The 21,829-nt window shown below is 66.9% G+C and carries 1 protein-coding gene; it reads left to right on the top strand.

Translation table 11 applies throughout. The annotated features are described in order from the left end of the window. Positions 1–21: 21 nt before the first annotated feature. Positions 22–21,777 (top strand): non-ribosomal peptide synthase/polyketide synthase, encoded by a 21,756-nt coding sequence (locus JLZ96_RS05075; RefSeq protein WP_201009588.1) that lies wholly within the window; start codon positions 22–24, stop codon positions 21,775–21,777. Positions 21,778–21,829 lie beyond the last annotated feature (52 nt).

Genomic DNA, 21,829 nt, shown 5'->3' with positions numbered 1-21,829 from the left:
TCGATCAGGAGGAATAGTTAGATGGCGGTTGGACGTCGACGCGAGGCAGCATTGACGGTCGAGGACCTTCCGCGCTTGGTTCGGAGCGTCGCTGCGGTCGAACCGGACCGCGTGGCGCTCGCGCACCTCGGCACGGAGTTGACCTACGCCCGGTTGGACGAGGAGATCACCACCCTCGACACGGCCATGGGTGGGGTTCTCGGCCCGGACGCGCTGGTCCCGGTCGTGCTGTCCAACACCGTTCCCGGCCTCATCGAGGCCACCGACGGTGGTCTCGACGCCGTGGTCTCGTCGGTGGTCTCCGATGCCGCGACGGTTCTCGGTGACGACGACTCGGCGTCGAGCCCGGCCGAACCCGAGGCAACCACCCTCTACACCCTGTTCGCCGATCAGGCCGAGCGGACACCGGACGCACCCGCGCTCGTGTTCGGCGGCGAGAGTCGGTCCTATGCCGAGTTCGCAGAGTCGGTCGAACGCCTCGCCCGGGTTCTGATCGAGCGGGGTGTCGGCCCGGATTCGACGGTGGGGCTGTCGATCCGCCGCTCGTTCGATCTGCTGGTGGGTATGTACGCCATCTCGGCAGCCGGTGGTGCCTACGTTCCGTTGGACCCCGAGCACCCGGTGGATCGACTCGCCTACGTCCTCGATACCGCGCGACCGGTTCTGGTGCTCACGACATCGGAGGACCTGCCGCAGTTGCCGGACGGCACGCAGACTCTGCTCGTCGATGCCGTCGACGTCACCGGCGTGACTGCAGGGCGCATCACCGATGCGGACCGGCTCGGCACCCTCCGTGAAGACGACCTCGCGTACGTCATCTTCACGTCCGGTTCGACCGGGCGTCCGAAGGGCGTGGCGGTGGGCCACCGCGCGATCGTCGCCAATATTTCATGGCGGCAGCGGGAATACACGATGACCCCGGCCGACGTCGTCGTGCAGAAGACGCCGTTCACGTTCGACGTGTCGGTCTGGGAGTTCTTCTGGCCGTTGCAGATCGGCGCGACACTGGTGATCGCCGAGCCCGACGGGCACCGCGACCCCGCCTATCTCGCCCGCGTCATCGCTGAACACGGCGTGACGGTGACCCACTTCGTACCGTCGATGCTGTCGGTCTACGTTGCCGAACCCACCGCCGCACAGGCCGATTCGCTTCGCACGGTGTTCGCCTCCGGTGAGGCGCTGCCGGCGCGAACCGTCAACGCGTTCCACGCGATCTCCGGTGCCGAGTTGCACAACCTGTACGGTCCCACCGAAGCAGCCGTCGACGTCACGTACTACCGAACCCAGCAGGTGGAGGACGGCTCGGTACCGATCGGTGCTGCCGTCGACGACACCGACCTCTACGTGCTCGACGAGGGTCTGCGGCGCTCACCCCGGGGAGTCGAGGGAGAGCTCTATCTCGCGGGCGTGCAGCTCGCTCGCGGATACCTCGGACGCACGGACCTGACGTCCGATCGATTCGTCGCCGACCCGTTCGGTGAGCCGGGGGACCGGATGTACCGCACCGGCGACCTGGTGCGCCGACGCGCCGATGGCCAGATCGAGTACATCGGCCGCACCGACTTCCAGGTCAAACTGCGTGGCCTCCGTATCGAACTCGGCGAGATCGAGCAGGCGCTGCTCGCCGAGCCGCAGGTGACCCAGGCTGCAGTACTCGTTCACGCCGACCACTCGCAGGCGCAGTTGGGTGAGCAGCTCGTCGGCTATGTCGTGAGCACCGAGCCCGATATCGATCACGACGGCCTTGCGGATGCGGTGCGTCGGCGCATGCCCGAGTACATGGTGCCGTCGGTGTTCGTCGTGCTGGACGAATTCCCGCTGAACGCCAGCGGCAAGCTGGACCGAAAAGCCTTGCCTGCGCCCGATTTCGCCTCGCTCGTACGCGAATACCGTGCCCCAGGCACCGACACCGAGACGGCCCTGGTGGCAATTTTCGAGACGGTGCTCGGGATGGACCGTATCGGCGTGGACGATGACTTCTTCGTCCTCGGCGGAAACTCGCTCAACGCGACCCGCGTGATCGCGCGAGTCAACGCGGAACTGGGCACAGCAGTGGATGTGCGGTCGTTCTTCGACGCACCGACCGTCGCCGAACTCGCCGCGGCCGTCGATGCCGCAGGCTCGACGCACGCGCGACCTCCGTTGGTGGCGCAGCAGCGGCCCGAACGTGTGCCACTGTCGCTGGCCCAGCAACGGATGTGGTTCCTCAACCGATTCGAGCCGGACTCGGCTGTCAACAACATCCCGGTCGCCATCGCGTTGAGCGGCGAACTCGATTTCACCGCCCTGCAGGCGGCCTTGATCGACGTGTTGGACCGGCACGAGTCGCTGCGGACGGTCTACCCCGATCACGACGGCATCGGCTTCCAACAAGTACTCGAATCCGATTCGGTGGCAGTGGAATTGGAGCGCGCGACGGCAACCGATGCCGACGTTCCCGCCGTGCTGCTCGAGTTCGCGCTCAGGCCCTTCGATCTGGCGGTACAGCTGCCCTTCCGGGCGGTGCTTCTCGAGACGGCCGAGACCGAGCACGTGCTCGCGTTCGTGGTGCACCACATCGCGGCCGACGGATTCTCGATGGGCCCGCTGACCCGAGACGTGGTGGCCGCATACGTGGCGCGCACCAACGGGCAGCAACCACAGTGGACTCCGCTGGAGGTGCAGTACGCCGACTTCACGCTGTGGCAGAGGGCCGTCCTCGGCAGCGAGGACGATCCGGAATCTCTGATCTCGGCGCAGGAGAACTACTGGCGGCACCGACTCGGCGGCGCACCCGACCAGTTGGAGCTACCCACCGACCGTCCCCGCCCGGCGGTCGCCACGACCAACGGCGGCACGCACACGTTCGAGATCGACGCCGAACTGGTCCGCGCGCTGGAGAAGCTCGGAAGAGACCACAACGCAACGACATTCATGGTCGTGCACGCCGCGCTGGCCGTGCTGTTGGCCAAGCTCGCGGCCGCCGACGACATCAGTATCGGTACGCCGGTCGCCGGCCGTGGAGACGCGGCCCTCGACGACGTGGTCGGCATGTTCGTCAACACACTGGTGCTGCGCACCGAAGTCGATTCACGGACGTCGTTCGACGATCTGCTGCGCGAGATCCGGGAGGTGGACCTCGCTGCGTTCTCGCACGCCGACGTGCCCTTCGAGCGTCTGGTGGACGTGTTGGCCCCGGCGCGCTCGCAGGCACGCCACCCGCTGTTCCAGGTCATGTTGACGTTCCAGAACCTGGATCGAACCTCGGTCGAGCTCCCCGGCCTGACCATCGCAGCGGTCGACTACGAGGCAGACCTGGCCAAGTTCGATCTGCAGGTGACGCTGTGGGATTCGGCACCGGCCGGCTCCGAGCCCGCGGGCCTGACCGTCGCCCTGACCTATGCCGCGGACCTGTTCGACAAATCGACGATGGCTCGATTCGGAGAGCGGTTCGTTCGTGTTCTTCGTGCGATCACCGCAGCGCCCGCTGCAGCCGTCGGAGAGATCGACCTGCTCGACTCGGTCGAGCGGGAGTCGGTGCTGACGTTCGGTTCGGGACCGGCGCACGAGATCACCAGCGGAACAACGTTGGTGGGGCAGTTCGATGGTCGCGTCGAGCAGACCCCCGACGCGCAGGCCCTGGTGTTCGAGGACGTTCGGCTGACGTACGCCGAGCTCGATGCGCGCGCGAACCGCCTGGCGCGGTACCTGTTGTCGGTGGGTGTCGGGACCGATTCGACGGTCGGTCTCGCAGTCGGCCGCAGTATCGAGTTGTTCGTCGGTATGTACGCGATCGTCAAGGCCGGTGCTGCGTACGTACCCATCGATCCGGCTCAGCCGTCGGAGCGCAACGAGTACATCGTGAGCACGGCCTCGCCGGTACGGGTGCTCTCGAGCACCCGAGATCACGTCGAGTTCCCCGGCGTGGAGACGGTCGACATCGATACCGTGGACGTGTCGGAATTCTCGTCGGCGCCGGTCACCGATGCGGAGCGGACGGCACCGCTGCGGGCAGAGAACCTCGCATACGTCATCTTCACCTCGGGGTCGACGGGTCGGCCGAAGGGCGTCGGCGTATCGCACGCGGCGATCGTCAACCGGTTGTCGTGGATGCAGCGCGAGTACCCCCTCGGTCCGCAGGACGTGGTGTTGCAGAAGACACCGGCTACGTTCGACGTGTCGGTGTGGGAGTTCTTCTGGGCCTTCCAGGTCGGCGCATCGGTGGTCGTCGCGGTTCCCGAGGGTCATCGGGATCCGTCGTACCTGCTCGATGTCATTGCACGCGAACATGTCTCGGTAGTGCACTTCGTGCCGTCGATGATGTCGGTGTTCACACCGGAGGCGCTGCGTAGGCCCGACGCGGGAGCGTCGCTGCGTACGGTGTTCGCCTCGGGGGAGGCGCTTGCGCCTGCTACTGCACAGTCGCTGCGCCGCGCACTCCCACAGGTGTCGGTGCACAACCTGTACGGCCCGACCGAAGCTGCTGTCGACGTGACCTATCACGCGGTCTCCGACGCGGACACAGCCGTGGTGCCGATCGGTTCACCGGTGTGGAACACCGATGTGCGCGTTCTGGATTCGTCGTTGCGGCCGGTTCCGGTCGGGGTGTCGGGAGAGCTCTATCTCTCGGGTGTCCAGCTCGCCAGGGGATACGTGAGCCGACCCGATCTGACCGCGGATCGCTTCGTTGCCGATCCGTTCGCGGTCGACGGAGCGCGGATGTACCGAACCGGCGACGTGGTGCGGTGGCTGCCTGCCGGTGAGTTGGAGTACGTGGGGCGGTCCGACTTCCAGGTGAAGTTGCGTGGTCTCCGTATCGAACTCGGCGAAATCGAATCGGCTCTGTTGGATCTTCCCGAGATCGCTCAGGCCGTGGTGCTCGTGCGACGGGAACAACTGGTTGCCTACGTCGTCCCCACCGAAGGCCCGGTCGATGTGGACCGGGTACGCACCGCGCTACGTGGACGTCTGGCCGAGTACATGGTGCCGACCACCGTCGTGGAATTGGCCGAGTTCCCGCTCGGCGGAAGTGGCAAGCTCGATCGAAAAGCGCTGCCCGATCCGGAATTCGAGGCAACGCCCTACCGAGCACCGTCCGATCCGGTCGAAGAGATCGTCGCGAACGTGTTCGGCGCGGTCCTCGGACTCGACCGAGTCGGTGTGGACGACGACTTCTTCGCGCTCGGCGGCAATTCGCTCGTCGCCACTCAGGTCGCCGCACGACTCGGTGCCGAGCTGGGCACGACGGTGCCCGTCCGAACGATGTTCGAGGCAGGCACAGTGGCAGCCTTGGCTGCTGCGTTGGAAAGTCACGTCGGCCACGGAGTCTCCGCGCCTCTGATGCCGCAGGAACGCCCCGAACGAATTCCGCTCTCTCTCGCCCAGCAGCGGATGTGGTTCCTCAACCGATTCGAGCCCGAATCGGCGGTCAACAACATCCCCGTGGCGATCCGGCTGACCGGAGCACTCGACACTGCGGCCCTGAACGCAGCGGTCGTCGACGTTCTCGATCGGCACGAGGCACTCCGCACCGTCTACCCGAGTGTGGACGGAGCGGGGCATCAGGTGATCCTGCCTGCCGAATCGGTGGCACCGGACCTGACGCCCACCACACCGTCCGCCGACGGTGCGGTGGCCGACCTGATCGCATTCGCCTCCGAAGGATTCGACGTCACCCAGTCGATTCCCCTGCGCGCGAAACTGTTCCAGGTCACCGACGACGAGTACGTGCTGGTCGTCGTGGTTCATCACATCAGCGCAGACGGGTGGTCCATGGGACCGCTCACCCGCGACGTGATGACGGCTTACCTCGCTCGTGTGGCCGGCGACGCTCCGCAGTGGACGCCGCTGGCGGTGCAGTACGCCGACTTCGCGCTGTGGCAGCGCGCCGTGCTCGGCGACGACGCGGATCCGAGCAGCCTGATGGCAGCACAGGCGGACTACTGGCGTTCGGCCCTGGCGGACCTGCCCAGTGAGCTGACCCTGCCGTACGACCGGCCGCGTCCTGCGGTGCAGTCGTACTCGGGCGGGCGGTTCCAGTTCGACATCGATGCGGATCTGCGTGCCTCGCTCGACGATCTGGCCCGGTCGACCGGAACCACCCTGTTCATGGTGCTCCACGGTGCACTCGCGTTGTTCCTGGCTCGCATGTCCACCTCGGACGACGTTGCGGTGGGTACCGCCGTCGCAGGCCGCGGCGAGGCCGTCCTGGACGACGTCATCGGCATGTTCGTCAACACCCTGGTGCTCCGCACCTCGGTCGATCGAAGCAAGGGATTCACCGACCTCCTCGGCCACGTCCGGGACGTCGACCTCGATGCATTCGCACACGCGGACATCCCCTTCGAGCGGCTCGTCGATCTGCTCGAACCCGAGCGAACGACGGCCAGGCACCCGCTGTTCCAGGTAGCGATCGCGTTCGAGAACCTGCCGCCGAGCGAATTCCATCTTCCCGATCTGACGGTCTCGGCGGTCGACGTCGAGGTCGACACCGCCAAGTTCGACCTGTCGCTGACGCTGCACGAGAAGTCCGACGGCACCGGTCTGTCCGCCGGTTTCCTCTACGCGCGAGACCTGTTCGACGACAACACGATCGAGGTGTTCTCGCGACGTTTCCGCTGGCTGCTCGAAGCGATCGTGGCGACACCGAACACCCCGGTGGGCGATCTGTCCATCCTCTACGACGACGAATACGACCGGCTCACCCACGTCCACGGTGACGACGTGTTGGCCGGCGGCACTCTGGCCGAGATCTTCGCTGCCGGAGCCGCACTCGACCCGTCGGCGACCGCGATTCGCTACGAGGGCCGCTCGATCTCGTACGCCGAACTCGATGCGACGTCCTCGCAGCTCGCCCGGGTGCTCATCGAGCGCGGGGCCGGCCCCGAATCCGTTGTGGCTCTGGGATTCCAACGCTCCTACTTCATGGTGCTCGCGGTCTGGGCAGTGGCGAAATCGGGGGCCGCGCACCTACCCGTCGACCCGACGTATCCGCAGGATCGCGTCGCCCACATGGTCTCGGACTCCGAGGCCCTACTGGGCCTGACCACCCGGGCACACTCGGATCGGCTCGCCGGCGGACAGCAGGACCTGACCTGGCTGAGCGTCGACGACGACGAGTTCGTGGCCGAGGTCCGCACCCGCTCTGCCGACCCGGTCACCGACGCCGACCGCCTGCGACCCGTCACGTTCCAGAACCCCGCCTACGTCATCTACACCTCGGGCTCGACGGGCAAGCCGAAGGGCGTTGTCGTCACGCACGCCGGACTCGGCGGCGTCCTCGACGCAGCAACCGATCTCTATCACCTGAAACCGGCCTCGCGGTTCCTCCACGTCTGCTCGCCGAACTTCGATCCGTCGGTTCTGGAGTGGATGGCGGCGTTCTCCGTCGGCGCGACGTTGGTAGTGGTACCCGCATCGATTCTCGGCGGCACCGAACTGGCCGAATTGTTGAAGGCGGAGAGGGTCACTCACACGATCATCACGCCCGCGGTGCTCGGCACGATGGATCCCCACGGGATCGATTCGCTCGAGGTGCTCTCGGTGGGCGGCGACGTGACCACTCCCGAACTGCTCGCCCGCTGGGCAGGGGACCGGAAGTACTTCAACGGGTACGGACCGACCGAGACCACGATCATCTCCAGCTTCGCCGAGTTGACGCCCGGCGAGCCGATCACCATCGGTCGACCGATTCACGGCATGTCCGTGCTCATCCTCGATTCCAGGCTCGAACCGGTTCCGACCGGTGTCGCGGGTGACCTGTATCTGTCGGGCGGTGCGCTCGCTCGCGGCTATCTCGGTAGGCCGAGTCTGTCCTCCGAGCGCTTCGTGGCCAACCCGTACGGCATCGACGGCGCACGGATGTACCGCACCGGCGACGTCGTGCGATGGACGGACGACCTGCAGCTGCAGTTCGTCGGCCGCACCGACTTCCAGGTCAAGGTGCGCGGGTTCCGTATCGAGCTCGGCGAGATCGACTCCGCGCTCACCGCTGTTCCCGAGGTCGACTTCGCCGTCACACTCGGACACGAACTGCCCTCGGGTGTCACCACCCTCGTGTCCTACGTGCTGCCGACGCGTGGTTCCGTCGTCGACGTCGAGGAGCTGACCGCCTTCGTCGGAAAATCATTGCCCGCCTACATGATCCCGTCGTCGATCATCGTTCTCGACACCGTTCCACTGACCCCGGTGGGCAAGTTGGATCGCGCCGCGCTTCCCGCACCCGTGTTCGAGGCCCGGGAATTCCGCGCACCCACCACCGCGGTCGAAGAGATCGTCGCCGGAGTGTTCGCCGACGTCCTGCACGTCGAGCGAGTGGGACTGGACGACGACTTCTTCGCCCTGGGCGGTAACTCGTTGATCGCCACCCAGGTGGTCTCGCGGCTCGGCGCGGCCCTGGACACGGTGGTCCCGGTGCGGGCGCTGTTCGAGAGCTCGACCGTGGCCGCACTGGTGGCGCACGTGGAGAGTGCTGTCGGTTCGGGCGGGCGCGCTGCACTCGTGGCGGGTCCGCGTCCCGAGCACCCGCCGCTCTCGCCTGCGCAGCAGCGGTACTGGTTCCTCAACCAGTTCGACACGACGTCGTCGGTGGACAACATTCCGTTCGCCGTGCGGTTGTCGGGTGAGCTCGACGTCGCTGCGCTGCAGTCGGCGGTGCGTGATGTCGTCGAGCGCCACGAGTCTCTTCGTACCCGGTACCCGGACTCGGCACAGGGCCCGTTCCAGCAGGTGTTGCCGGCGTCCGAGGTACCGATGGACCTCGCCGTCCGAGACGTGGCCGGTGTAAACGTCGTTGCCGCCGTGACCGAATTCTTTGCGCGGGGCTTCGACGTCACCGTCGAGGTGCCGGTCGACGCGCGCGTGTTCCGCGTCGACGAGAACGAGCACGTCCTGGCCTTCGTCGTCCACCACGTGTCGGCCGACGGCGCGTCGATGGGCCCGCTGGCCGTCGACGTCATGACCGCATACACCGCGAGATCTGCAGGGACGGCTCCGGACTGGGAGCCACTCGAGGTGCAGTACGTCGACTTCGCGCTGTGGCAGCGAACCGTACTCGGCACCGAATTGGATCCCGATTCGGTTGCAGCGCAGCAGGTGTCGTTCTGGAAGGATACGCTCGCCGAGCTGCCGGATCAGCTGGTGCTGCCCACCGATCGCCCGCGCCCGCCTGCGCAGAGTTTCCGTGGCGATGCCGTGCGGTTCACCGTCGACGCCGGCACGCACGCTGCTCTCGCCGAACTCGGACGTACCGAGCAGGCAACGTTGTTCATGGTGGTGCACTCGGCATTCGCGGTGTTGCTCGCACGCCTGTCCGGTTCCGAGGACATCGCGGTCGGAACGCCCATCGCCGGCCGCGGTGAGCGGGCTCTGGACTCGATGATCGGTATGTTCGTCAACACCCTGGTCTTCCGGTCGTCGGTCGAATCGTCGATGACCTTCCGTCAGTTGCTCGCTCAGGCCCGAGAGCGGGACCTGGCCGCGTTCGCGCACTCCGACGTTCCGTTCGAGCGTCTCGTGGAGGTGCTGAACCCGGTGCGGTCGACGGCACGCAACCCGTTGTTCCAGGTAGGCCTGTCCTTCCAGAACCTTGCCGAGTCGACGTTCGAGCTGCCGGGTCTGACGGTGAGTGCCGTCGAGGCGGATGCGGTGACTGCGAAAACCGATCTGCAACTGTCGATCTCGGATCGCTACGCCCCGGACGGCTCGCCCGCGGAACTGTCGGCCGAATTCAGTTACGCCACCGATCTTTTCGATCGCGCCACGATCGAAGGTTTTGCCGACCGGTTCGTTCGCCTCCTCGCCGCCGTGGCCGAGGACCCGTCGGCCGTCGTCGGCGATCTGGAGCTGCTCTCGCCCGAGGAACGCACCCGGATCGTCCGCACGTGGAACGACACCGATCACGATGTCGATGCGTCGCAGACGCTGGTATCGCTGTTCGATCGACAGGTGCAGGCGCAGCCCGACGCGGTCGCGGTGGTCCATGCCGGGCAGTCACTGTCGTACGGCGAGTTCGATCGTCGAATCAACCGGTTGGCCCGCGTCCTCATCGGTGCCGGTGTCGGCCCGCAGGTGACGGTTGCTCTGGCGATCAGGCGCTCGCTGGATCTGCTCGTCGCGATGTATGCCGTCGCCAAGGCGGGTGGGGCGTACGTGCCCATCGATCCGGATCAGCCGGCGGACCGCAATGCCTACATCCTGGAGGTAGCTGCTCCCGCTCTGGTCCTGAGTACTGCGCGGGACGGTGTCGATGTCGACTCGGTTCCGGTGCTGTTGGTCGACACCGATCCGCGAGTGCTCGACGCAGAGGTCTCGGACGCGCCCGTCACCGACAGTGAGCGCACCTCGCCGCTGCGGCCTGCGAACACCGCGTACGTCATCTTCACGTCCGGATCCACCGGCCGCCCCAAGGGTGTCGCGGTGAGTCATGCCGCCATCGTCAACCAATTGCTGTGGCAGAGCGCCCATTACGGACTGGGCAGCACCGACCGAGTGCTGCTCAAGACCGCGGCCACCTTCGACCTGTCCGTGTGGGAGTTCTGGGTCGCCACCGTCTCCGGTGGTGCGATCGTCGTGGCCGACGCCGAGGGCCACCGCGATCCCGCCTACCTCGTCGATCTGATGAACCGGGAATCGGTGACGACACTGCACACCGTGCCGTCCGTGCTCGACGCGCTGGTCACGGCGTCGGCGGGCACCCTGCCCGAACACCTGACGCGGATCCTGGCGATCGGCGAAGCGCTGCCGGTCGCCACGGCCGAGCGCGCGCTGCGCAGTTCGTCTGCGCGACTGGACAACTTGTACGGACCGACCGAGGCCGCGGTCTCGGTGACTTCGCATCGGGTGACGACCGTCGACGGCACCACGGTTCCGATCGGTGGCCCGGAGTGGAACACCCGTGTCTACGTGCTGGATTCGCGTCTGGCTCCCGTTCCGGTCGGCGTCGCAGGTGAGCTCTACCTCGCGGGGGCGCAGCTGGCCGACGGGTACTTCGCGCGGCCGGATCTGAGCGCCGAGCGATTCGTCGCGGACCCGTTCACCCCCGGCGGCCGCCTGTACCGCACCGGTGACCTCGTATCCTGGCGCGCCGACGGCGAATTGGAGTACGTCGGGCGCACCGACTTCCAGGTGAAGATTCGCGGTTTCCGTATCGAGCTCGGCGACATCGATGCCGCTCTCGGATCGCTCGACGAGATTCGCGACGTCGCCGTGATCGCTCTCGCGGACACGGGATCAGGCGCGCGGCTCGTGGCCTACCTCGTGCCCGCCGATGGGGTGACGCTGGATCAGGACGGCATCCGTCGTGCACTCGCCGAACGTCTGCCGTCGTACATGATCCCGGCGGCCTTCGTCGTGCTCGAGGCTCTTCCTCGCGGCGTCAACGGAAAGCTGGATCGACAGGCGCTCCCCGAACCGCAGTTCGAGACAGCCGAATTCCGCGCGCCGACCAATCCGGTGGAAGAGGCCGTCGCGGCGGTCTTCGCCGAGGTGCTCGCTGTCGAGCGCGTGGGTCTGGACGACGACTTCTTCGCACTCGGCGGTAACTCGCTCATCGCCACTCAGGTGGTCTCCCGGCTGGGGGCGGCGCTCGATACTCAGGTGCCGGTCCGCTCGATCTTCGAGTCTCCGACGGTGCAGTCGCTCGCACGTGCGATCGAGTCCGAGGTGGGTACCGGTGCGCGCCGGGCACTGACGGCTCGAACACGACCGGACTCGGTACCGCTGTCGATGGCTCAGCAGCGCATGTGGTTCCTGAGCCAATTCGATCCGACCTCCGCCGTGAACAACATCCCGGTCGCAATTCGGTTGTCCGGCAGCATCGATGTCGATGCACTCACCAACGCCGTGCACGACGTGCTGGCGAGGCACGAAATTCTGCGCACCGTGTACCCGGAGGTCGACGGACGAGGCCATCAGGTGGTACTCGGTACCGCGGAGGCCGGCGTGACGGTTGTCGTCGACGACGTCGACGAGAGTTCGATCGAGCAGGCCCTGCGCGACTTCGTGTCCGCGGGATTCGACGTGACCCGAGCTGTTCCGGTCCGAATCCGGATCCTGCGGGTCAGCGAGACCGAGCACGTACTGGCCTTCGTCGCCCACCACATCGCCGCGGACGGGTTCTCGATGGGACCCCTGACGCGCGACGTCATGGTGGCCTACACCGCCCGTGCCGCGGGGGAGAACCCGCAGTGGGCACCACTCCCGGTGCAGTACGCGGACTACGCGTTGTGGCAACGCGAGGTACTCGGTTCCGAGGACGACCCGGATTCGCCGTTGGCGAAGCAGCTCGCCTACTGGACGACGGCTCTGGCCGGTGCCCCGGCACAGCTCGACCTCGCGACCGACCGTCCGCGTCCGGCGGTGGCGTCGTATCGCGGTGCGGCATACAACTTCTCGATCGACGAGGCTCTGCAGTCGAACATCGCTCGCGCGGCCCGCGCCAACAACGCCACGAACTTCATGGTGGTCCACACCGCGCTCGCGGTGCTCCTCGGCGCGATGGCGGGTACCGACGACGTGACGATCGGAACCCCGGTCGCCGGCCGCGGTGACGCCGATCTGGACGAGCTCGTCGGCATGTTCGTCAACACGCTCGCCCTGCGTACCGCGGTGCACCCCGCGGCAACGTTGCGCGAGCAACTCGCCGCAGTTCGCGAGGCCGACCTGGGAGCCTTCGGGCACGCCGACGTGCCGTTCGAGCGGCTCGTCGACGAGCTGGCCCCGGACCGCTCACAGGCTCGCCACCCGATCTTCCAGGTCATGCTGACGTTCCAGAACCTGAACCGCCAGACGTTGGCCCTGCCGGGGTTGAGTGTCGAGGGCATCGATCTGGGTAGCGCGTTCGCGAAATTCGACCTGCAGGTGACGCTCTGGGAGAACACGGACGACCGCGGTGCTCCCGCCGGAATCGACGTGCAGTTCGACTACGCCACAGATCTATTCGAAGAATCCAGCATGGCCTCCCTCGGGCGACGGCTCGTCCGGGTACTGCACGCGCTGACCGACGCACCGGACGGAGTCGTCGGCGACATCGACATCCTCGAGGAAGGCGAACGTACCCGCGTCCTCGAGGACTGGAACGCCACCGCGCACGAGGTGGATCCCGGTGCAACTCTGGTGTCGCTGTTCGAGTCCCGAGTTGCCGAGTCCCCGGACAACACCGCCACGAGCTTCCTCGACGATCGGGTGACGTACCGCGAATTCTCCGAACGGGTCAACGCGCTCGCGCGTCTGCTCATCGCCGAGGGAGTCGGCCCGGAAACCGTGGTGGCGACGGCCATGCGCCGCTCCATCGACATGCTGACGGGTATCTACGCCGTGCTGGCCGCCGGTGGTGCCTACGTTCCGGTCGACCCGGATCTACCGGCCGAACGAATCGGCTACATCCTGGACACGGCGGCACCGGTGGTGCTGCTCACGACCGAGCGCGACGGTACAGATCTCGTGACCGACGCCGCCAGAATCCTGGTCGACACCGTCGACACGACAGGTCTGTCCACGGCACCGGTGACCGATGCCGAGCGAACCGCACCGCTGCGACCGGCGGACACCGCGTACGTCATCTTCACCTCCGGCTCCACCGGTCGCCCCAAAGGCGTTGCGGTCAGCCACGAGGCCATCGTCAACCGTCTGCTGTGGATGCAGGCCGAATACCGTCTGACCGAGCAGGACAAGGTGTTGCAGAAGACGCCGGTCACGTTCGACGTGTCGGTGTGGGAGCTGTTCTGGCCGTTGCAGATCGGTGCCGAACTCGTCATCGCGGTGCCCGACGGCCACCGAGATCCGGCATATCTGGTGAGCACCGTCGCCGAACGCGGCGTCACGGTCGCGCACTTCGTGCCGTCGTTGCTGGCCGTGTTCGCCGCTGCGGACGGTGTGTCGAACTGCACCGGCCTGCGTGCGGTGTTCGCCTCCGGTGAGGCATTGCCTGCATCGGTTGCCTCGGCCCTGCGCACTGCTCTGCCCGCAACCGAGCTGCACAACCTGTACGGCCCGACCGAGGCCGCTGTCGACGTCACCTATCACCATGTCCTGCCGTCGGACACCGTGTCGGTTCCCATCGGCGCACCGGTGTGGAACACGAGGGTGACCGTGCTCGACGCGCGACTGCACCCCGTTCCCGTCGGGGTGCCCGGAGAGCTGTATCTCGCGGGGCGTCAACTGGCCCGCGGATACCTCGGCCGCCCGGACCTGACCGCCGACCGGTTCGTCGCCGACCCGCACGGCAGTGCCGGCTCGCGGATGTACCGCACCGGAGACCTGGTGCGGTGGAGGCGCGACGGTGAACTCGAGTACCTCGGCCGCACCGACTTCCAGGTCAAGCTGCGCGGACTGCGCATCGAACTGGGCGAGATCGAAGCCGCGCTGACTGCAGATCCGTCGGTCGACCAAGCCGTCGTTCTCGTGCGCCGGACGCCGTCGGCAGGTGAACTCCTGGTCGGCTACGTCGTTCCTGTCGCCGGGGAGACGATCGACACCACAGCGGTCACCGCCTCGGTTGCGACCCTGGTTCCGGAATACATGGTTCCGGCCGGGCTCATCGTGCTCGATGCCCTGCCACTCGGGCCGAACGGCAAGCTGGACCGCAGAGCACTACCCGAACCGGAATTCGGCAGCGATGCCGAATTCCGCACCGCGACAACCGACACCGAACGCATCATTGCCGAGGTCTTCGCAGACGTCCTCGGCCTCGACGCCGTCGGGGTCGACGATTCGTTCTTCGCGCTCGGCGGCGACAGCATCGTCTCGATTCAGCTCGTCTCTCGCGCCAAGGCCAGGGGAATTCAGTTCGGGCCGCGAGATGTGTTCGAGCGCAAGACCGTTGCCGGTCTCGCCGAGGTCGCCGTGATCGTCGGTGAGGGCAGCGACGCGGTCGTGCTCGAGGAACTCGACGGCGGCGGTGTCGGTTGGATGCCGCTACCCCCGTTCGGTGTAGCGATGATCGAGCGCGGCGGCGGGTGGTCACGCTTCCATCAGGCCGTCACACTGGAGCTGCCGATCGGTATCGACCGAGCCGGGATTCTCGCCACGGTGACCGCAGTGGTCGATCGACACGACGTGCTGCGGTCGACCCTGGTGCACGACGACCGCGGCTGGGGCCTCGAGGTTGCGGGCACCGGAGCCGTCGACGTGGATACACTGCTCACCCGGGCCGATACCGATTCGGCTGCAACAGTATTCGACGATGCGGTGGGAACGCTCGACCCCACGGCCGGTCGCATGCTCGCCCTCGTCTGGGTCGATCGAGGACCCGAGGTGCCGGGCACGCTGACCGTGGCGGCGCACCACCTCGTGATCGACGGAGTGTCGTGGCGAATCCTGGTCCCCGACTTCGTCTCCGCCTGGGCTCAGGTGTCCGGGGGAGTGACCCCGACCCTCCCCGAGGTCGGGACCTCGATGCGGCGTTGGACCCATGCACTGGTCGACGCGGCAGCGAGCGAGGCGCGGCTGGCCGAATTGCCGCTGTGGCGTTCGATCGCCGACGCCGAGGACCCCGTGCTGGGCAACCGCCCCTTCGATCCCGCGGTCGATGTCGTGGCGACGCTCGAACGGGTGAACATCGAACTGACACCCGACGTCACGCGCACCTTGCTGACCACCGTTCCGGAGATCTTCCGCGGCGGAGTGGGCGACGGGTTGCTGGCCGGGCTCGCTCTGGCCGTCACGAGACTGCGGTCCGAGCGCGGCATCACTGCACCGGCAACACTGGTGCAGCTCGAAGGCCACGGCCGCGAGGAAGCGGTGGTTCCCGGAGCTGATCTGGGACGGACCGTCGGCTGGCTGACCAGTCTGTTCCCCGTTCGCCTCGACCTGACCGGAATCGACGTCGATGCTGCGTTCGCGGGAGGGTCGCAGCTCGGAGACGCAGTCAAGGCAGTCAAGGAGCAGATGCTGGCGCTGCCCGATCGAGGCATGGGCTGGGGACTGCTCCGCTACCTGAACTCGGAGACCGCTGCGGAACTGGCCGAACTCGGCACCGGACAGATCAGCTTCAACTACCTGGGCCGGGTCGACGCCGGCGAGGTCCCGGACGAGATGAAGTCGCTCGGCTGGTTGCCGGCCGCCGACGGTGAGCTCTCCGCGCCCGGTGACGCCGACATGGCCGCGAACAAGACCGTCGACATCAACGCCATCGTGCTCGACACCGACGAGGGCGGGGTCCTGAGCGCCAGCTTCGCGTTCCCGACCGGAGCCGTGTCCGCGGACACGGTCGAGCGTCTCGCCGGGCTGTGGTCCGAGGCGTTGTCGGCGCTGGCCTCGTACGCCGAGGTACCCGGCTCGGGTGGCCTGACCCCGTCGGACGTGCCTCTGGTGGCGGTGTCGCAGGCCGACATCGCGTCGTTCGAGGCGCGTTACCCACAGCTGACCGACATCTGGTCGCTGTCACCGTTGCAGCAAGGACTGCTGTTCCACGCGTTGTTCGCCGACGCGTCGATCGACGTCTACACCATGCAGGTCGTACTCGACCTGGCCGGCGAGGTGGACGCCGAACGGTTGCATCACGCTGCCCAGACACTGCTGGACCGGTACGACAATCTGCGTACCTCGTTCACCGCGACCGCAGACGGCGAGACGGTGCAGATCGTCCATCAGGACGTCGTGTTGCCGTGGACCACGATGGACCTGTCGCACCTCGACGAGCCGGAACGTGGCACAGCAGTCGCCGATGCCCTGGCGGCCGAGCAACGACGGCACTTCGACGTCTCCACGGCACCCCTGCTGCGGTTCCTGCTCGTCAGGATCACGCCGACCACGTACAAGCTCGCGATGACCAACCATCACGTGTTGCTCGACGGGTGGTCGTTGCCGCTGGTGATGAAGGAACTGTTGTACCTGTACGCCGCTCGGGGTTCCACCTCGTCGATGCCGAGGGTTCGGTCGTATCGCTCCTACCTGGCCTGGCTGAACCGACAGGACCCGGCCGTGTCTCTCGGTGCGTGGACCACCGCGTTGGCCGGAGTCGAGGAGCCGACGTTCGTCGCGCCGCCGAGTGTCGGACGTGAGATCTCCGCACGCTCGGCAGAGACGGAGCGATATGTCGATCCCGAGACCACCGCGTCGCTCGTGGCGCTCGGTGGCAGGCTCGGCGTCACGGTCAACACGCTGGTGCAGGCGGCCTACGGCCTGCTGATCGCACACATCACCGGCCGTACCGATGTCGTGTTCGGTGCCACGGTCTCCGGCCGTCCCGCTGCTCTTCCAGGCGTCGAGTCGATGATCGGCCTGTTCATCAACACCATCCCGGTGCGCGTTCGATTCGATCCGGCCGACACTGTCGAGAACTACCTGGTCCGGATTCAGGGAGAACAAGCAGACCTGCTCGACCACCATCACATGGGACTCGTCGACATCCAACGGGCGATCGGAATGGGGAATCTGTTCGACACCCTCACCATCTTCGAGTCCTACCCGGTGGACGAAGCCGAGCTGACGCAGCAGGCGGCAGCGATCGACGGAATGACCGTCGAGTCGGTGAGCTCGAACGACAACACTCACTACCCACTGACGTTGTTGGTCGTGGCCGAGGATCGAATCTCGTTCACGCTCAAGTACATCAGCGATCTGTTCGACGCTGCGTACGTCGAGTCCATCCTGTCCCGGCTCGTCGGTGTTCTCGAAACCTTCGTCTCCGACACCACGACGGCGGTCGGCGATATCGATCTGCTCGGCTCGGAAGAACGAACCCGTGTGATCGACACCTGGAACGACACCGCACACGAGGTCGACGCCGGCATCATGTTGACCGCGCCGTTCCGGGCTCGGGTTGCGGCGAACCCGGACGCCACGGCCGTGCTGTACGAGGGCGCCGCAGTGACCTACGCCGAGTTCTCGGAGCGGGTCAACCGTCTTGCCCGACACCTGATTTCGCTCGGCGTCGGCCCGCAGTCGCTCGTCGCTCTCGGCATGAGGCGAGGCATCGATCTGATGGTCGGCATGTATGCCGTCCTCGAAGCCGGCGGCGCATACGTACCCATCGATCCGGACCACCCGGCCGAGCGCATCGAGTACATCCTCGACACCGCGGTGCCGGTCGCCGTTCTCTCGACCAGCCACGATCGGACGGGACTGCCGGAACGGTTCCCGATTCTCGAAGTGGACACCCTCGATCTCGCGTCCTACCCGGCAGACGCCGTGGCGGACGCCGACCGACTGGCACCGGTACGCCCTGAGAACACCGCCTACGTCATCTTCACGTCCGGGTCGACCGGGCGACCCAAGGGCGTCGCGGTGCCGCACCGCGCGATCGTCAACGAGATGGCGTGGATGATCGACCAGTATTCGCTCGACGAGAACGACGTCTACCTGCAGAAGACGGCGACGACGTTCGACGTGTCACTGTGGGGCTTCTTCCTCCCACTCCAGGTCGGTGCGAGCGTCGTTCTCGCGACCCCCGACGGCCACCGCGACCCGGCGTACGTCGCGGAGCGCATCGCCCGGCACGGCGTCACCGTCACGGACTTCGTGCCGTCGATGCTCACGGTGTTCGCCGCGTACGCCACCGGGGAGCAGTGCCGGTCCTTGCGACACGTCTACGTGGTGGGTGAGGCACTGCCCCCGGAGACGGTGACGGACTTTCGCGCGATCACCTCTGCCAGGATCCACAACCTGTACGGCCCCACCGAAGCCGCAGTGAGTGTGACGTACTGGGAGACGTCTGCCGACGAGGGCGCGACCGTCCCGATCGGGGCGCCGGAATGGAACACCCAGGCCTACGTTCTCGACGGCAGGCTGCATCCGGTCGCCGCAGGGACCGCGGGTGAGCTGTATCTCGCGGGGACGCAGGTCGCCGACGGATACCTCGGGCGGGTCGACCTGACGATGGACCGCTTCGTCGCGAACCCGTTCTCGGCTGCCGGCGAGCGCATGTATCGCACCGGAGACCTCGTCCGATGGCGATCGGGGCCGGGCGCTGCAGGCGTCCTGGAGTACATCGGGCGCACCGATTTCCAGGTCAAGTTCCGTGGCCAGCGGATCGAGCTCGGTGAGATCGAGACCGCACTGTTGGCCCATCCCGACGTCAACCAGGCCACGGCCGTGGTGGCGACCACCGGTGCCGGCGACCAGCTCGTCGGATACGTGGTGCCTGCGCCGGGTAGAACGCTGGACCCGGCCGAGGTTCGCACCTTCGTCGGCGGCGCGCTGCCGAAGTACATGGTGCCGGCGACGGTGATGGTGCTCGCGGAATTCCCGCTGAACACCAGCGGCAAGCTGGATCGAAAAGCACTGCCGGAGCCGGTGTTCGAGGTTCGCGAGTTCCGTGCTCCCGCAACGCCGGTCGAGGAGATCGTGGCGGAGATCTACGCGGAGCTGCTCGGCGTGCAGCGGGTCGGATCGGACGACGACTTCTTCGATCTCGGTGGTAACTCGCTGATCGCCACAAGAGTGGCGGCACGGGTGTCGGCTGCGCTCGGGAAGAAGGTCGGTGTCCGAGACCTGTTCGAGGCCTCGACGGTCTCGGCACTCGCAGCGCGCGCCGAATCACGCATCGACGACGCGAACGATATGCCGCTGCGTCGCCGACCGGCCGGACAGACCGTTCCGTTGTCGCTCGCGCAACAGCGCATGTGGGTACTGAACCGACTCGACCCCGAGTCCGGGGCCTACAACATGCCGCTGGCGCTCCGTCTGCGAGGCGAGCTGGATGTCGCGGCACTGCAGAGCGCCGTGTCCAGCACCGTGGAACGCCACGAGGCATTGCGCACGCGCTACCCGGAAGATGCGAACGGTTCGCCGTACCAGGAGTTCGTCGACGCCGGATCGGTCGTACCCGATCTGACTCCCATCGACGCGACCGACGACTCCGACACCGCCGAACGGATTCGCGCACTCGTCTACGAGGGCTTCGACGTCACCGTCGCACCCCCGGTCCGGGGAGCACTGTTCCGCTTCGGCCCGGACGAGTACGTCTTCGTCATCGTGATGCACCACATCAGCGGAGACGGCGCATCGATGGCACCACTGGCCCGTGACGTCATGACTGCGTACCTCGCTGCCGCGTCGGGAACCGACTACACGCCCGAACCGCTGACGGTGCAGTACGCGGACTTCGCGGTATGGCAGCGGCAGGTTCTGGGCTCGGACAGCGACCCCACGTCGATTCTGTCGCAGCAGTTGGCCTTCTGGGCGGACGAGCTCAGCGGGATCACCCCGGTCGTGTCGTTGCCGTGGGATCGGCCGCGAGCGGCTACCGCCAACCTGCGCGGAGCCAGTGTGAGTGTCGAGTTGGACGAGTCGGTACACACCGGGCTCGCGGCGATCGCCCGCGAGAACAACGCGACCCTGTTCATGGTGTTGCACGCCGTACTCGGGGTGCTGTTGTCGCGGATGAGTGGCTCCCGCAGCTTCGCCGTCGGCACGCCCATCGCCGGCCGCGGGCACGAGGCGCTCGACGGACTGGTGGGCATGTTCGTCAACACGTTGGCGCTGCGCACGGACGTGGACCCGGATGCGACGTTCGCAGAGCTGCTGACCGCCCTACGCGAGACCGACCTGCGGGCCTTCGCGAATTCGGACGTCCCGTTCGAGCGGGTCGTCGACACGATCGCACCGGACCGGAACGCCGGGTACACCCCGCTGTTCCAGACGGTTCTGTCGGTGGAGCCCCACGGCGAGGCGCGCTTCGAGCTGCCGAACCTGGTGGTCGAACCCGTCAGCGGCTTCGAGCCGACGGCGAAATTCGACCTGCAGGTCACGGTGGAGACCCAGCACGCCGACGGGAACAGCGGCACCGGAACCCTGAACGTCGAATGGGTGTATGCCGCCGATCTGTTCGACGAGTCCACGGTCGCGTCGCTGGCGGAACGATTCGCACGCATCGCCGGTGCAGTGGCGGCAACACCAGCGGTCGTCGTCGGCGACATCGACGTTCTCGACGCCGCCGAGCGGGCGGCACTGACCGAGACCCCGCAGACCGCTGACTCCACTGCGGCACCGGTTCGGTCGGACGTGACCTTGCCGCAGGTACTCACCTCGACGGTGGACGCAGATCCCGATGCGCCCGCGTTGTCGTCGGACGGTGTCGAGACCACCTACCGTCAGCTCGACGAGCAGTCCTCACGTATGGCTCGGGTACTGATCGAACGTGGCGTCCGAACCGGAGTCGTGGTCGGCGTCTTCGTCACCGACGCTGTTGCGGCAGTCGTGACGCGGTGGGCGGTGGCCAAGGCAGGCGGAGCGGTGGCTCCGATCGCCCCGTCGAACTCTTCCGACGTTCTGCAGCGGGCAGGCGCGTCCGTCCTCGTCCTGGACGGTGACGACGCGCCGAGCTGGGCCGGGTCCGTCACGACCATCCACCTCGGGCATCCGGACGTCGTCGACGCCATTGCCGCGAGTTCTGGGCGGCCGGTGACGTATTCGGACCGAACGGCGGTTCTGGGACCCGACAGCCCAGCGTTGGTCGTGGTCGACGACGGCACCGTGATCGACCACGGAACACTCGCAGCACTGGCGACGAGCGCAGTGGCGGAGTGGGCCGTGGCCTTCGATTCGCGGCTGGCCGTCCCCACCCGGTTCGATTCCGGTGCAGCAGTTCTGGCCGGTGTGGTCGCCGTGACGGCAGGTGCAGCCCTGGTGACCGATCGGACGGAGTCCGCCGAGGACGCCGCCGATATCGTGTCCGCAGAATGGGTCACCCATGCGTTCCTTGCCTCAGCAGACATCGCCGCGGTCGATCGACTGCAACCCGAGGACATCGAGGACCTCGTTGCGATCGTGTCGGTCGACGGTGACGGTGCCGAGATGAGCGGTGTCGACATTCCGGTGCATCGTCTGCCCGGGTCGATAGGAACCGCCGCCCGATAAGGTGAGGCGAACTGCAACGCTCGCCGCGTCGTGGACGATGAACGGTCGGATC

It is taken from the genome of Rhodococcus sp. NKCM2511, assembly GCF_014905595.1.
GTDB classification, from domain to species: Bacteria; Actinomycetota; Actinomycetes; order Mycobacteriales; family Mycobacteriaceae; genus Rhodococcoides; species Rhodococcoides fascians.
This window is presented reverse-complemented; position numbering and strand designations above follow the sequence as displayed.

Bases quoted from the DNA above. Each gene is read 5' to 3' on its own strand.
- JLZ96_RS05075 (WP_201009588.1), top strand. From the start codon at position 22: ATGGCGGTTGGACGTCGACGCGAGGCAGCATTGACGGTCGAGGACCTT.